The sequence below is a fragment of the Bacillus sp. FSL K6-3176 genome, assembly GCF_038003325.1.
GTDB lineage: Bacteria > Bacillota > Bacilli > Bacillales > Bacillaceae > Bacillus > Bacillus altitudinis.
This window is the reverse complement of sequence record NZ_JBBOOX010000001.1, coordinates 1,421,224-1,435,288: the sequence shown is the minus strand read 5'-3', so window position 1 is coordinate 1,435,288 and position 14,065 is coordinate 1,421,224. Positions and strand designations below refer to the sequence as shown.

Genomic DNA, 14,065 nt, shown 5'->3' with positions numbered 1-14,065 from the left:
CTCCGTGTGGAGAGGATTTCAACGTTCATTATTTTACGATATGGATTGGGCTTCCGATTGCTACTTCAGCCGTTTCCATTGTGATTTCACCTAAAGTTGGGTGAGCGTGAATTGTCATTGCGATATCTTCAGCTGTCACACCAGCTTCAATTGCAAGGCTAAGCTCTGAAATCATATCAGAAGCACCAACACCTGCGATTTGTGCACCGATCACAAGACCATCCTCTTTACGAGTGATCATTTTCATGAAGCCATCAGTTGCATCAAGAGAAAGTGCACGTCCGTTTGCTGCGAATGGGAATTTCGCTGCAACAATGTCGATTCCTTCTTCTTTTGCTTCTGCTTCAGTGTATCCAACAGTTGCAAGTTCTGGCTCAGAGAATACAACAGCAGGAATACCAAGGTAATCAATTTCAGCTGGCTCTCCAGCGATTGCTTCAGCAGCAATTTTACCTTCGTAAGAAGCTTTGTGTGCAAGTGGTGGTCCATCAACGATGTCACCAATTGCATAGATGTTTGAAACGCTTGTACGGCATTGTTTGTCAGTTTTGACAACTCCGCGGTCTGTCAATTCAACACCAACTTGCTCAAGACCAAGCTCATCTGTGTTTGGACGACGACCAACAGTCACAAGTACGTAGTCAGCATCGACAGTTTTTTCTTCACCTTTTACTTCGAAAGTAACAGTGACACCGTCAGATTTTTCTTCAACGCCTTTTGCAAGAGCGTTTGTGTGAATTTCAACGTTGCCTTTTTTCTTCAGGTTACGTTTCACTAATGAGCTCATTTGCTTTTCAAAACCTGGAAGGATTTCGTCTCCACCTTCAAGGATGACAACTTCTGTTCCAAAGTTCGCATAAGCAGTACCAAGCTCAGTACCGATGTATCCACCACCGATGACAACTAACTTTTTAGGTACTTCTTTAAGCGCTAAAGCACCAGTTGAGTTGATCACGCGGTCTGTGTATTTAAATGTAGGCAATTCGATTGGACGAGATCCAGTTGCAAGAATTGCATTTTTAAATGTATAAGTCTGCGCTGAATTTTCATCCATGACACGTACAGAGTTGCTGTCTACGAAATAAGCTTCACCTTTGACGATGTCTACTTTATTTCCTTTTAGAAGACCTTGAACTCCACCTGTTAATTTGTTGACAACAGAAGCTTTCCACTCTTGAACTTTTGTGAAATCAACTGTTACGTTTTCAGCTTTGATACCCATGTCTTCAGAATGCTTTGCATTCTCGAAACGATGTCCAGCATTGATCAATGCTTTTGAAGGGATACAGCCGACGTTTAGACATACGCCGCCAAGTGTTCCTTTTTCAACGATTGTTACTTTTTGTCCTAGCTGTGCAGCACGAATAGCAGCTACATATCCACCAGGACCTGCACCGATGACAAGAGTATCTGTTTCGATTGGGAAATCTCCTACTACCATGAATTTACGCCTCCATTAAAATTAATTGTGGATCATTCAATAAACGCTTGATGTGGTTAAGGGCATTTTGCGCAGTAGCTCCATCAATCATACGGTGGTCAAAGCTTAGGGAAAGAGCTAAGACTGGAGCTGCAACGATTTCGCCATCACGAACAACCGCTTTTTCAGCGATACGGCCAATACCAAGGATCGCTACTTCTGGGTGGTTGATGACTGGAGTAAACCATTGTCCACCAGCAGAACCGATGTTTGTGATTGTGCAAGATGCACCCTTCATTTCAGCTGGAGCCAATTTACCATCACGTGCTTTTGTTGCAAGCTCGTTGATTTCATTAGATACTTCGAAAATCGCTTTGCGATCTGCATTTTTCACAACTGGAACGAGCAAGCCTTTTTCAGTATCAGCTGCAATTCCGATGTTGTAGTAATGCTTTTGAACAACTTCATCTGTTTTATCATCGATAGAAGTGTTAAGTACTGGGTACTTTTTCAAAGCAGAAGTTAGAGCTTTTACAACGTAAGGCAAGTAAGTTAACTTGATTCCTTGATCAGCTGCAACTTGTTTGAATTGTTTACGATGTGCAACAAGGTTTGTTACATCAACTTCATCCATTAATGTTACGTGAGGAGCTGTGTGCTTAGAGTTCACCATTGCTTTTGCGATCGCTTTGCGGATTCCGCTCATTTTCTCGCGAGTTTCTGGGAATTCTCCTTCTAGAACTGGAGCTGCTGCCGCTTTTGGAGCTGCTTCTTCTTTCGCACTTTCAGCTACTTGAGGTGCTGCTTCTTGAGTTGCTGCAGAACCGCCATTAAGGAAGCTGTCGATATCTTCTTTTAGCACGCGGCCATTTTTACCAGTACCTGCAACTTTGTAAATTTCAACGCCTTTTTCACGCGCATATTTACGTACAGATGGCATAGCAATAACGCGTTTGTTAGGATCAGCATCTACTTGCTCTTGTGCGCCAGCACCAGTTGCTGCTGCCGCTTCTTCTTGAGCAACTTCTTTCTTTTCAGGCTCGTTACCAGCTTCAGCAGTACCTTGTACTTGAGCTTCAGTTTTCGCTTCGCCTTCTTCTTCGCTGCCTTTAAATTGAAGATTTTCGTAACCAGGTGCATCAAACGTAATGATTGTTTGTCCTACAGTTGCAACTGTTCCCTCTTCAACTTTTAATTCTAATACTTTTCCTTTAACAGGTGAAGGAATTTCTACAACTGCTTTATCATTTTGTACCTCTGCTAAAACGTCATCTTCATTGATTTCGTCGTTTGGTTTTACAAACCACTTAACGATCTCACCTTCGTGGATACCTTCTCCGATGTCCGGAAGTTTAAATTCAAATGCCACTGTTTTTCGCCTCCTAGATTATGTTAAACCCTTGTTCTGTCAACATTACACAGTCATGTAATTGATAAAGGGGAAGAGAAATAAATTCTTTTCCCCTCTGTCATTTAATTAAAATTCAAGAACTTTCTTAGCTGTTTCAAGCACGTCTTTATGGTTTGGAAGCCATACGCTCTCAGCTTGAGAGAAAGCAAATACAGTATCAGGTGCAGCTACACGAAGTACTGGTGCTTCTAGACTAAGAATTGCTCTATCATTGATTTCAGCTACTACGTTTGCTGCAATACCAGCTTGTTTTTGTGCTTCTTGAACAACGATCGCACGACCTGTTTTTTCAACAGAAGCGATGATTGTTTCAATATCAAGCGGGCTCACTGTACGAAGGTCAACGACCTCAGCAGAAACGCCTTCTTTTTCAAGTTCTTCAGCAGCTTTAAGTGATTCGTGAACCATTGCACCGTAAGTGATGATTGAAAGGTCAGAACCTTCACGTTTCACGTCAGCTTTACCGATTTCAATTGTGTACTCTTCTTCAGGAACTTCCTGACGGAAAGAACGATAAAGTTTCATATGCTCAAGGAATACAACCGGATCGTTGTCACGGATTGCAGAAATTAATAGTCCTTTTGCATCGTAAGGTGTTGAAGGAATAACAACCTTGATACCAGGCTGTTGTGCAATAAGACCTTCTAAGCTATCAGCGTGAAGCTCAGGTGTGTGAACTCCTCCGCCAAATGGAGAACGGATTGTCACTGGAGAATGCCAGCGTCCACCAGAACGGTAACGCATACGAGCCATTTGTCCAGAAACAGAATCTAATACTTCGTAAACGAATCCGAAGAATTGAATTTCCATTACTGGGCGGAATTCTTGTAGTCCAAGGCCAATTGCAAGACCGCCAATACCAGATTCAGCAAGTGGAGTATCGAATACACGATCCTCACCAAACTCTTTTTGCAATCCTTCAGTCGCACGGAATACGCCGCCGTTTTTACCAACGTCTTCTCCGAAAACAAGAACGTTTTCGTCATTTTTCAGTTCTGTGCGTAACGCATCAGTGATCGCTTGAATCAATGTCATTTGCGCCATGGCTTACTTCGACTCCTTCTGTTTGTAGATTTCAAGCTGTTCAACCAAGTTAAATGGTTTCACATCGTACATGTTTTCAATCAAATCAGTGACTTTCTGCTTAGGCTGTTCGTCAGCTTCTTTGATTGCTTGTTTGATTTGTTCTTTTGCATCTTCGATGACTTTATTCTCTTCTTCTTCAGACCAAAGGCCTTTGTTTTCCAAGAATTTGCGGTAGCGTACCAATGGATCTTTTTGCTCCCACTCATTTTCATCTTCTTTTGTACGATATCTTGTTGGATCGTCACCAGCCATTGTATGTGGGCCGTAACGGAATGTAAGAGTTTCAATTAATGTTGGACCTTCACCATTTACAGCACGCTCACGAGCTTCAGCAGTCGCTGCGTATACAGCTAATGCATCCATACCGTCAACTTGTACGCCTACGATACCAGCTGCAGCTGCTTTTTGTGCAATCGTTTGTGCAGCAGATTGCTTTTCAACAGGTGTAGAGATCGCATATCTGTTGTTTTGGACAACAAAAATCGCTGGCGCTTTGTAAGCCCCTGCAAAGTTAATACCTTCGTAGAAATCACCTTGTGAAGCTCCACCATCACCAGTGTAAGTGATTGCAACAGCATTTTTACCGCGCTTTTTCAAACCAAGAGCTACACCAGCAGCTTGAATGATTTGTGCACCGATAATGATTTGCGGAGAAAGTGCATTCACATCTTCAGGCATTTGGTTTCCAACAAAGTGTCCACGAGAGAACAAGAATGCTTTTGTTAGTGGAAGACCATGCCAGATTAATTGTGGTACATCACGATATCCTGGAAGAATGAAATCTTCTTTCTCAAGTGCAAAGTGAGTTGCAAGCTGAGAAGCTTCTTGTCCAGCTGTTGGCGCATAGAAGCCAAGACGTCCTTGACGGTTCAATGAAATTGAACGTTGATCTAATACACGTGTAAACACCATACGGCGCATTAATTCTTTTAATTGGTCATCTGAAAGATCTGGCATTGCCGCTTCGTTTACGACTTCGCCTTTTTCGTTTAAAATTTGGAACGTTTCAAACTGCTTTTTGATGGCATCGAATTGCTTTTTGCTATCAACAATTGCTTTTTTTGTTTTTGCAGCCATTCTAAAGTCACCTCTTCCTTTCTTTTAACAGTCAATTTGTCGTGAATCCATTTATACATACAGATATAGGATAACCCAAAATGCTCATATGACTCCTGTATATAATAGCCACAAAGATCATTGTCGAAACATTGGATGATCGCTTGCTTTTGAGTTTTTCTAACTGTATTAACGATAGTTCACAAAAAACTAATACAACTTCTGTTAACAAGGAATAGTTTACAACAAGAAAAATAGTCCGTCAATTGATTTAACGGCTTTATTTAAATAAATGTATTCGCTTTACTTTTTATGGTGACCTGTATCAATCTGTTTAATCAACAGCATAAACTGTACTAGTATAGAGTGGGTCAGTGTACTACAATAGCACATGTTTGTTTTTGTCGAAAAATAAAAAAAGAGCTATTTTTAGCTCTTTTGATCATGATGGACAAAGGGCTAAAATGAACTTCATTTTAACCCTTTCTCTTCTTTTCAGTTTGACATCTTGGAAAAACGAGTAACGACACGCAGGCACTTTGTGAGTAGCAGCGATAAACAAAACTAGCAGCAAATATGCAAGTACTGTTTTTAACTGTTTTGTGATTCTTTCTGAGCTGTTTTGTATAAAGCTTGTTTATATTCGTTCAATTGATCTGTATATTGATTGAACTTCTTGCTTTCTTTTCTCACTTTACTATAGGAACGATTGACTGTTTTCAGTTTGGATTTCAGTTCAGCGTATCCTAAGTCTTTTCTTTTTAAAGATTCATACAAGTGCTTGTCTTGTTTCAGCGCCTTTTGATACTCACGGTAAAGCTGATCATACGATGCATATCTTTTTTCAATTGATTTGACTGTTTGTTCTGCTTTGTCTTTTACTTCCGCATCTTTTATCTGTCCAGCGAATTCTTTTACAGATTGAAATTCTTTTTTCGATTGATCCATGCTGTCTTTTTCTGTTTTTAAATGTTCTTCACGCTTTTCTGCCGATGCTAATGCTTGATCAGACAAGCTTGAGACTGTTTTTGTGTGGTCTTTTGTTGTTTGAATCATTTTTTTATACAACTGCTGCTCTTTTTTCTCATAGCTTTGCAGTGCGCCTTGTTCTTTTTCAAAGGATGCTTCTTTTTCGCTCATTTTCGTCATGGCATCTTGCATCTCATAAAGCGGATTTTGACCTCCGCAACCCGCAAGCAAGAGGGTACATATCCCCGCTAAAGCTGCACCTGCTTTTATTCTTCTTTTCATCTGTTTCAATTACAAGGTCCCCCTTTACATCTCCACATACCACTATAATTTTTCAGGGCGGTTGTGACAAGGAAAGAGGCTGGGTTTTTGAGGGGAAAGAAGATTTTTTTCATGCTCTAGGCTCATGACTATACAAATAGTGCATTCATACATAGTTTATATTACACGCTTCGCCTTCACTTATGAGAGGCCGAGTGTATTTCCAAAGGAGGTCAAAAGTATGTCTAATTATAGTCATGGAAGTATGTATGGTGGATACGGCGGTTACGGTTATGGATACGGCGGCGGTTGTTGCTATCCAAGTTATGGTGGTGGATACGGTTGCGGTTACGGTGGTGGACGTACATTCGCTTTAATCGTCGTCCTATTCATTCTATTGATCATTGTTGGCGCAGCATTCTTAGGCGGCGGTGGCTGCTGCTAATGGCTGAATAAGCCTCTGACCGGTCTCATACGACCGGTCTTCTTTATTTCATTGCATATGTCGTGTATCATTTTATATACTTTACATACAAAGGAAATAGGAGTGAAGTTTTGTGATTACCATGGATGATATCGTACGAGACGGGCATCCCGTCTTAAGACAAACAGCTGAAGCGGTCGAACTCCCGCCAACAGAAGAAGAAAAACAGCAATTAGCTGACATGATTGAATTTGTCAAAAACAGTCAGGATGCAGACATTGCTGAAAAATATGAACTTAGACCCGGTGTTGGCCTAGCAGCTCCTCAAATCAATATCAGTAAACGAATGATCGCTGTTCACTGTGAAGACGAGGGCGGAGAACTTTACAGCTATGCATTATTCAATCCACGCATTGTTAGCCATTCAGTCAAAAGAGCTTATTTAGCTACTGGAGAAGGCTGTTTATCTGTTGATGAAGCCATCCCTGGATTCGTCCCGCGCTATGAAAAAATCAGGGTGAAAGGTACAACGCTTGAAGGTGAAGACATTGATATTCGCCTCAAAGGGTTTCCGGCCATCGTTTTTCAGCATGAAATTGACCACTTAAATGGCATTATGTTTTATGATCATATTCAAAAAGATCATCCATTCGCCGAGCCAGACAACGCGGTTGCGATCGGCAGATCATAAAATAAAAACAAGACCCGTCCATCAGCGGGTCTTGTTTTTTATTCTTCAATAAGGCCTAATTCAGTCACAGCGTGGAATATGCCATCCTCATCTACAGGTTTGGTGACAAAGTCAGCTAATGTTTTTAATTCATTGACTGCATTCCCCATTGCAACGCCTGTTCCAACAAACGAAATCATTTCTCGATCGTTCAGCCCGTCACCGAAGGCAATTGTGTCCTTTTGATCGTACGGAAGTCTTTCAATGACTCGTTTAATTCCTTCAGCCTTTGATCCACCTTTTGGCAGGACATCAGTAGACAGCTCATGCCACCTGACGAGATCAATTTCTTCACGGAACGCTTCATATTGGTGTTCCTCTTCTGCTTTACAAAATAGCAGCATTTGATAAATGACGTTTTCTTTAAAGAATGACAAATCATGCTCGGGATGCTCTGTTTTTAAAGTGCCAATCCCTTCGTGGATAAATGGATGGTTCGGCACAGACGCCTTCATCGTCTTCTCTCCCATGAAAACAAGCGGATGATCATGTTGATCCGCTGTTTCATAAATTTTATCCATTAGCTCTTGCTTAAGCGGATTGCCGTAAATGACTTCTCCTTCGTACATGACATACTGACCGTTATAAGCAATAAATGAGTCAAGCCCTATTTCTTCTAAAATAGGTTGGATGAGAAAAGGCGAACGGCCAGATGCAATGAAGAGATGATGCCCTTTTTCTTTTAATAAACGAACAGCTCGCTTCGTTGATTCAGGTATTTTTTTATCATGGTCATATAAAGTACCGTCGATATCAAAGAAGATGACTTTTTTATTCATATCTCGTCTCCTGTCTCTTGTTATGTATACCCTCTCCCCTTCATCATACAGAAAGATCTTCACTGACGAAACCACTTCCTCTTAAAACGCCCATTTCCCACATATAACCATGTAACATTAAGTGGAAACATCATATAATACAAGTATATAGAGAGAACGGAACAAATGGCTGAATGAGACTCATACCGAAAGGAGGCGATCCGCGATGCTTCGTCGTCTGCGCAAGAAAATTCGAAGACAATGGAAGGACATGCTTCGTAAAAAATCGATTGCTTAAAAGGATCTTCCGCACATTTGCTGAAGGTCCTTTTTTCTCTGAGACTTTTCTTATGCGCGTTTTTTTAATATAATAGAATAAGCGAGTGTAACATACGGTATTTAAGGAGAGATTTGGATGATATATAAGGTATTTTTTCAGGCAAGTACGACTGAGGTACCTGTGAGAGAACACACAGATTCACTATACGTTGAAGCGGTTTCTGAAAGAGACGTACGCGATAAGTTGAAAAAACATAACTACAATATTGAATTCATTCAGCCTGTAGACGGTGCTTTTTTAGACTATGAACGAGAAAGTGAAAATTTTAAAGTATTGGAGCTATGAGAGGAATGAAATTTGTAAAAAACGATCAGGCGGCAGTTTTTGCGCTCGGCGGATTAGGCGAGATCGGTAAAAACACGTATGGCGTTCAATTTCAAGATGAAATCATTTTGATTGATGCTGGTATTAAGTTCCCTGAAGATGAACTTCTTGGAATTGATTACGTCATCCCTGACTATACGTATTTAGTTAAAAACGAAGATAAAATCAAAGGTCTTTTTATTACTCATGGACATGAAGACCACATCGGCGGTATCCCTTACCTTCTCAAGCAAGTGAATATTCCAGTTTACGGAGGCAAACTCGCAATCGGCCTACTTCGTAACAAATTGGAAGAGCATGGTCTATTAAGACAGACCAAACTTCACATCTTTGAAGAAGAAGATACGATCAAATTTAGAAAAACAGCTGTGTCTTTCTTTAGAACGACGCACAGTATCCCAGATTCTTATGGAATTGTCGTGAAGACACCTCCTGGTAACATCGTACATACAGGCGATTTCAAGTTTGACTTTACTCCTGTTGGCGAGCCTGCCAATTTAACGAAAATGGCTGAGATCGGGAAAGAAGGCGTTCTTTGTCTTCTATCTGACAGTACAAATAGTGAAATTCCAGAATTTACGATGTCCGAAAGACGTGTAGGTGAAAGCATTGATGACATCTTCAGAAAAGTAGATGGACGTATTATCTTTGCTACATTTGCATCTAACATTCACAGACTTCAGCAAGTGATCGAGTCAGCTGTTGCCAACGGCCGAAAAGTCGCTGTGTTTGGGCGCAGCATGGAGTCTGCCATTGATATTGGACAAGAGCTCGGATATATCAAATGTCCAAAAAACACATTCATTGAACACAATGAAATCAACCGCCTTCCAGCAAACAAAGTAACCATTCTTTGTACTGGTAGTCAGGGTGAACCGATGGCCGCTCTTTCTCGTATTGCCAACGGTACGCACCGCCAGATTTCAATTAACCCTGGAGACACTGTTGTCTTCTCATCTTCACCGATCCCAGGTAACAATATTAGCGTAAGCCGTACTATTAACCAGCTTTATCGTGCTGGTGCTGAAGTCATTCATGGCTCACTCAATAATATTCATACCTCTGGACACGGCGGGCAGGAAGAACAAAAGCTAATGCTCCGTTTAATTAAACCAAAATTCTTCATGCCGATTCACGGTGAGTACCGCATGCAAAAAACGCATATTAAACTTGCGAATGATTGCGGAATCCCTGAGGAAAACTGCTTTATCATGGATAACGGTGAAGTTCTTGCACTGAAAGGTGACGAAGCAAGTGTCGCTGGCAAAATTCCATCAGGCAACGTGTATATCGACGGTAGCGGTATTGGTGATATTGGTAACATCGTGTTAAGAGACCGCCGCATTCTTTCAGAAGAAGGTCTTGTCATTGTTGTTGTCAGCATGGATATGAAAGAATTCAAAATTTCTGCAGGGCCTGATTTAATCTCAAGAGGTTTTGTCTACATGAGAGAATCTGGAGACCTCATTAATGACGCGCAAGATCTCATTTCAAAGCATCTTGAAAAAGTAATGGAACGCAAGACGACTCAATGGTCAGAAATTAAGAACGAGATTACTGACACTCTTGCTCCTTTCCTTTATGAAAAAACAAGACGCCGCCCAATGATCTTACCGATTATTATGGAAGTGTAATGACGTACAAGGAGACACAGTCAATTGGCTGTGTCTCTTTTTTATGCGCAATAAAAAACCCGCATATCTGTACGATACGTGCGGGTTCAGTCATTGTTTTACGATTGAATCGGGAGATGCTGAAAACTTCTCACATCAAACAATCCTTGTGTTGTCATTTTCACATCAGGAATGACTGGCAGTGCCAAAAAGGATAATGTCAAAAACGGATTAAAGTCTAAGACAAAGCCTGTTTCCTTTAAAGCATCATGGAGTGCATGAAGGCTTTCATTGACCGTATGTGCAGGTTGATCTGATAATAAACCGGAAATCGGTAATGGAAGCGTATGAAGAACTTCTCCGTCTTTTACAACGGTCAAACCACCCCCTGCTTCTTTTAACGTTTCAATGGCTTTGATCATATCAGCATCATTTGTTCCAACGGCAATTAGGTTATGCGAGTCATGGGCAACTGTTGTTGCAATTGCCCCCTCTTTTAAGCCGAATCCGCTGACAACCCCTATCCCAATTTCAGATAGACCTTTGTGGCGTTCGACAAGCACTATTTTTAATACATCTCGATCAATATCACTCGTAAATTGTCCATCGCTTCCAGATGGAGATATTTGTTCTAATTTCGTTTCAAGCTGATTCGGTATAATGCGAATGACATTCATCTTTTGATGATCTGTTATAGGCAGCGTTAAATCTTTCTCTTGAACGTCCACTGCATGTACCGATTGCATGAGCGAAGAACTTGGCGTGATCTTGTCGACACTTGGCAAATATTCTCCATGTTCAGAGACCAATTCTCCTGCGATAAAGACGCTTGTAATTCCTACCTCATGTAAGTCAGAAATGAGCATAAAGTCCGCGTCAAAGCCTGGTGCAATCGCTCCCTTTGTTTTGAGACCGAAGCACTCCGCTGCGTTTAAACTTCCCATTTGATATGCTAAAAAGGGGTCCAATCCTTCCTGTATCGACATCCGTACTTGTTCATCAATACTTCCTTGAGCCATTAAATCATCTAAATGTTTATCATCCGTACAAAAGAAAAAGCGTCTCGCATTCTTCTCATTGACAGCAGGTAATACGTTTTTCACGTTTTTAGCAACAGAGCCTTCTCTGAGCATGACATACATCCCTCTTTTGACACGTTCAAGGGCCTCTTGAGCTGTTGTCACCTCATGATCTGTTTGGACATTAGCTGTTCGGTACACATTAATTAATCGGTCCGTTAATCCTGCTAGATGGCCATCAATGAGTTTATGTTCATGTTGAGCATCAAGCAGTTTTTGAAGCATATCTTCTTCCGCTTGTTCCACCGCGACATAATCCATCACTTCGGCAAGACCAAGCACTTCTTTCTCCTGATAAAGAGGCTTTAAATCTTTTGCTTTTAGTGTAGCACCTGATCGTTCAAAGCTGACTGCCGGTACACAGGATGGCAGCATGAAATATATATTTAGAGCAGCTTTTCTCGCTTCTTCGAGCATAAAACGGATACCTGCAACACCGGATACATTGGCAATTTCATGCGGGTCTGTTACAACAGTTGTCACGCCGTGAGGAACGACAGCTTTGGAAAATTCAGCAGGAGTCACCATCGAGGATTCGATATGAACGTGGCCGTCAATGAAACCGGGAACAAGTATTTGACCTGTTGCATCCAGCTCCTGTTCCCCCTCATACTCCCCAATTCCTACTATTTTTCCATTTTCAACAGCGACATCAGCGTCTATCCATTCCTGGTTAAACACGTCCATAACCTTCGCATGTTTAATCACTAGGGCTGCTTTTTTTCTCTTTGCAGCTACCTCAATTTGATGTCTGAAAAGCTCCTTATCCAACGACACTGCCTCCTCCGAGTAAACAATATAATGTTTCTTATCGTAAACGAATCTGTTTGTCCAGTCAATGACATTTAGAGAAAATCAACCATATCAAAAGATTGATTTTTATTTCTGAATAGTGGTAATTTGCTGAAAAATAATCGTGATCTATTTTGCTGTTTTTCAGAAAGGAAACGGCTCATTTCCACTTTTTTCTCTTCCTCAATGTCCGCTCGATATGTACACTTCTAAAGCAAAAAAACACCCCTTCTCGGAGTGTTTAATAGTCGTTCTGCATTTCCCGTTTTTCAAAGCGCCCGATATCTGCTACTGCCCCAATGACAATGAGAATATCTTCTTTTTGAATCATTTCATCTGCGAGCGGTGAAACGATCACTTCTTTCCCTCGCTTAATTGCCACGATATTGATCCCGTACCTTGCACGAATGTCGAGATCTAACAAAGAGTGCCCAGCAAGTCTGCTGTTGGCTACGATTTCAATAAGGCTGTACTCATCTGACAGCTCTAAATAATCAAGCACGTTGTTAGAAATAATTTTATGTGCAATCCGTCTGCCCATGTCTCGTTCTGGATGGACAATACGGTCCGCACCAATTTTATTCAAAACCTTTTCATGGTAGTCATTTTGAGCTTTCACTGTGACCATTTTGACACCAAGTTCTTTCAGCATAATCGTTGTTAAAATACTCGCCTGAATGTTTTCACCTATCGCCACGATCACATGATCAAAATTGCGAATGCCTAGGTTCTTTAAAACAGATTCGTCCGTCGAATCACCAATCACGGCATGTGATGCAATTTTAGCATATTCGTTCACACGATCTTCATTCATATCCATGGCCATGACTTCAAGTCCTTCTTCGCTTAGCGCCTTGCAGATACTTCCGCCGAAGCGTCCAAGACCAATGACTGCATATTCCTTTTTCATGTTCAGACTCCTTTTATATCACTTACCATGCATTTTACTACGGTTTGATTAATGAATCCATATGCGACCGTATTTTTTTGCGGAACGCTTCACTTAAGTAAAGGTCTGCTCCTTTTTCGATTTCACTGCGATAATGACCAGGAGGCGCAATTTCTTCGCTCTTTTTTAAAACGAGAAACGTTAAGCAGTCCTCATACACTTGATCACCTACTGTGACATCGACAAATGCTGGACGATAAGTCCCTTCATTTACACCTTCTCGTTTGTACAAATAACGAATGGCATCAAAAGGCACTTCATATAGAACACCCTCTGTTTCTCCGCCGTCTTCTACCATATCTGCTCTTGATCCATCAGGACGCACCAATGTAAACCTTGTGGTAAAACGATCAAGTGTGCCGCCGCCGATGATTTGTTTAAAATAATGATCCACTTTCGCAAGCTTAAACCTTGCATCATCCATGCAGGACCCATAGGCAAAATAATAGAAGGAAGACGGTTTGCGCTCCCATAGTTGATATGACTTCCAGCAGCCGCTTTCAATCTCCTTCAGACTCGATGCCTTCTGCTTACATATTGTATAAGCAACGGCTGATCTTGGCCCCTGGTCTGTCATAACCTCTATTTCCTGCTGGTCATACCCTTCCTCTAGCTCATCTATCTTATGCAGCGTTTCATCACTGACCTCATACAATTCTCCATATACTGTGTTTTGTTCCGAGACAACACACACAGGGTAACCCTCATCTGTATCGTACAGTCTCCCTTTTATCCAAGCAGATGCTGCTAATGGACTGCTTTCTTTCATCAATGTCTCGTGATACTTTTCGTGCTTTAAAAGTGTCCCATACACAAATAACGTTTTTGTCTCCTTCGTCATCACACATCACAT

At 41.3% G+C, this 14,065-nt stretch carries 13 protein-coding genes; 4 read left to right on the top strand and 9 right to left on the bottom strand.

Annotated elements, in window-relative coordinates; all coding sequences use genetic code 11:
• Positions 1-28: 28 nt before the first annotated feature.
• The 5 genes from lpdA to MHB38_RS07435 all read right to left on the bottom strand — a co-directional run bounded on the left by lpdA (position 29) and on the right by MHB38_RS07435 (position 6,233).
• Positions 29-1,441: a dihydrolipoyl dehydrogenase gene (gene lpdA / locus MHB38_RS07455; protein WP_003211097.1), complete on the bottom strand. Its 1,413-nt coding sequence runs from the start codon at positions 1,439-1,441 to the stop codon at positions 29-31.
• A gap of 4 nt (positions 1,442-1,445) precedes the next feature.
• Positions 1,446-2,789, bottom strand: a complete 1,344-nt coding sequence (locus tag MHB38_RS07450) for a dihydrolipoamide acetyltransferase family protein (RefSeq protein WP_216099279.1) — start codon at positions 2,787-2,789, stop codon at positions 1,446-1,448.
• 108 nt (positions 2,790-2,897) lie between these two features.
• Positions 2,898-3,875, bottom strand: a complete 978-nt coding sequence (gene pdhB / locus MHB38_RS07445) for a pyruvate dehydrogenase complex E1 component subunit beta (protein ID WP_007498597.1) — start codon at positions 3,873-3,875, stop codon at positions 2,898-2,900.
• Between the two features lie 3 nt (positions 3,876-3,878).
• A complete protein-coding gene (pdhA, locus tag MHB38_RS07440; RefSeq protein ID WP_007498599.1) occupies positions 3,879-4,994 on the bottom strand; it encodes a pyruvate dehydrogenase (acetyl-transferring) E1 component subunit alpha in 1,116 nt (371 codons plus the stop codon).
• Between the two features lie 570 nt (positions 4,995-5,564).
• Positions 5,565-6,233, bottom strand: a complete 669-nt coding sequence (locus tag MHB38_RS07435; RefSeq protein ID WP_008345105.1) for a YkyA family protein — start codon at positions 6,231-6,233, stop codon at positions 5,565-5,567.
• A gap of 235 nt (positions 6,234-6,468) precedes the next feature.
• Between MHB38_RS07435 and MHB38_RS07430 the strand changes: the two genes are divergently transcribed.
• A complete protein-coding gene (locus tag MHB38_RS07430) occupies positions 6,469-6,648 on the top strand; it encodes a YjcZ family sporulation protein (protein ID WP_026050085.1) in 180 nt (59 codons plus the stop codon).
• Between the two features lie 112 nt (positions 6,649-6,760).
• Positions 6,761-7,318: a peptide deformylase gene (gene def / locus MHB38_RS07425; RefSeq protein WP_008345111.1), complete on the top strand. Its 558-nt coding sequence runs from the start codon at positions 6,761-6,763 to the stop codon at positions 7,316-7,318.
• Positions 7,319-7,356: 38 nt separating this feature from the next.
• Here def and MHB38_RS07420 read toward each other — a convergent pair whose 3' ends face one another.
• Entirely contained in the window at positions 7,357-8,136 is a 780-nt protein-coding gene (locus tag MHB38_RS07420) for a Cof-type HAD-IIB family hydrolase (protein ID WP_008345112.1), read from the bottom strand.
• Positions 8,137-8,530: 394 nt separating this feature from the next.
• Here MHB38_RS07420 and MHB38_RS07415 point away from each other — a divergent pair, with 394 nt between their 5' ends.
• Positions 8,531-8,740: a DNA-dependent RNA polymerase subunit epsilon gene (locus tag MHB38_RS07415; RefSeq protein ID WP_008345114.1), complete on the top strand. Its 210-nt coding sequence runs from the start codon at positions 8,531-8,533 to the stop codon at positions 8,738-8,740.
• Between the two features lie 5 nt (positions 8,741-8,745).
• The gene (gene rnjA / locus MHB38_RS07410) at positions 8,746-10,413 is read left to right on the top strand and encodes a ribonuclease J1 (protein WP_008345116.1); all 1,668 of its coding nucleotides are present in this window, start codon (positions 8,746-8,748) and stop codon (positions 10,411-10,413) included.
• Positions 10,414-10,511: 98 nt separating this feature from the next.
• Here the strand turns inward: rnjA and ade are convergent, their stop codons facing one another.
• From ade to MHB38_RS07395, 3 genes are all read right to left on the bottom strand, one after another.
• Entirely contained in the window at positions 10,512-12,242 is a 1,731-nt protein-coding gene (ade, locus tag MHB38_RS07405) for an adenine deaminase (RefSeq protein ID WP_050827229.1), read from the bottom strand.
• A gap of 262 nt (positions 12,243-12,504) precedes the next feature.
• Complete coding sequence (locus MHB38_RS07400; RefSeq protein ID WP_008345123.1) at positions 12,505-13,173, bottom strand: potassium channel family protein; 669 nt, start codon at positions 13,171-13,173, stop codon at positions 12,505-12,507.
• Between the two features lie 37 nt (positions 13,174-13,210).
• Positions 13,211-14,053 (bottom strand): gamma-glutamylcyclotransferase, encoded by an 843-nt coding sequence (locus MHB38_RS07395; RefSeq protein WP_060781034.1) that lies wholly within the window; start codon positions 14,051-14,053, stop codon positions 13,211-13,213.
• Between the last annotated feature and the right edge of the window lie 12 nt (positions 14,054-14,065).

Bases quoted from the DNA above. Each gene is read 5' to 3' on its own strand.
- lpdA (WP_003211097.1), bottom strand. From the start codon at position 1,441: ATGGTAGTAGGAGATTTCCCAATCGAAACAGATACTCTTGTCATCGGT.
- pdhB (WP_007498597.1), bottom strand. From the start codon at position 3,875: ATGGCGCAAATGACATTGATTCAAGCGATCACTGATGCGTTACGCACA.
- pdhA (WP_007498599.1), bottom strand. From the start codon at position 4,994: ATGGCTGCAAAAACAAAAAAAGCAATTGTTGATAGCAAAAAGCAATTC.
- MHB38_RS07430 (WP_026050085.1), top strand. From the start codon at position 6,469: ATGTATGGTGGATACGGCGGTTACGGTTATGGATACGGCGGCGGTTGT.
- MHB38_RS07420 (WP_008345112.1), bottom strand. From the start codon at position 8,136: ATGAATAAAAAAGTCATCTTCTTTGATATCGACGGTACTTTATATGAC.
- MHB38_RS07415 (WP_008345114.1), top strand. From the start codon at position 8,531: ATGATATATAAGGTATTTTTTCAGGCAAGTACGACTGAGGTACCTGTG.
- rnjA (WP_008345116.1), top strand. From the start codon at position 8,746: ATGAAATTTGTAAAAAACGATCAGGCGGCAGTTTTTGCGCTCGGCGGA.
- MHB38_RS07400 (WP_008345123.1), bottom strand. From the start codon at position 13,173: ATGAAAAAGGAATATGCAGTCATTGGTCTTGGACGCTTCGGCGGAAGT.
- MHB38_RS07395 (WP_060781034.1), bottom strand. From the start codon at position 14,053: ATGACGAAGGAGACAAAAACGTTATTTGTGTATGGGACACTTTTAAAG.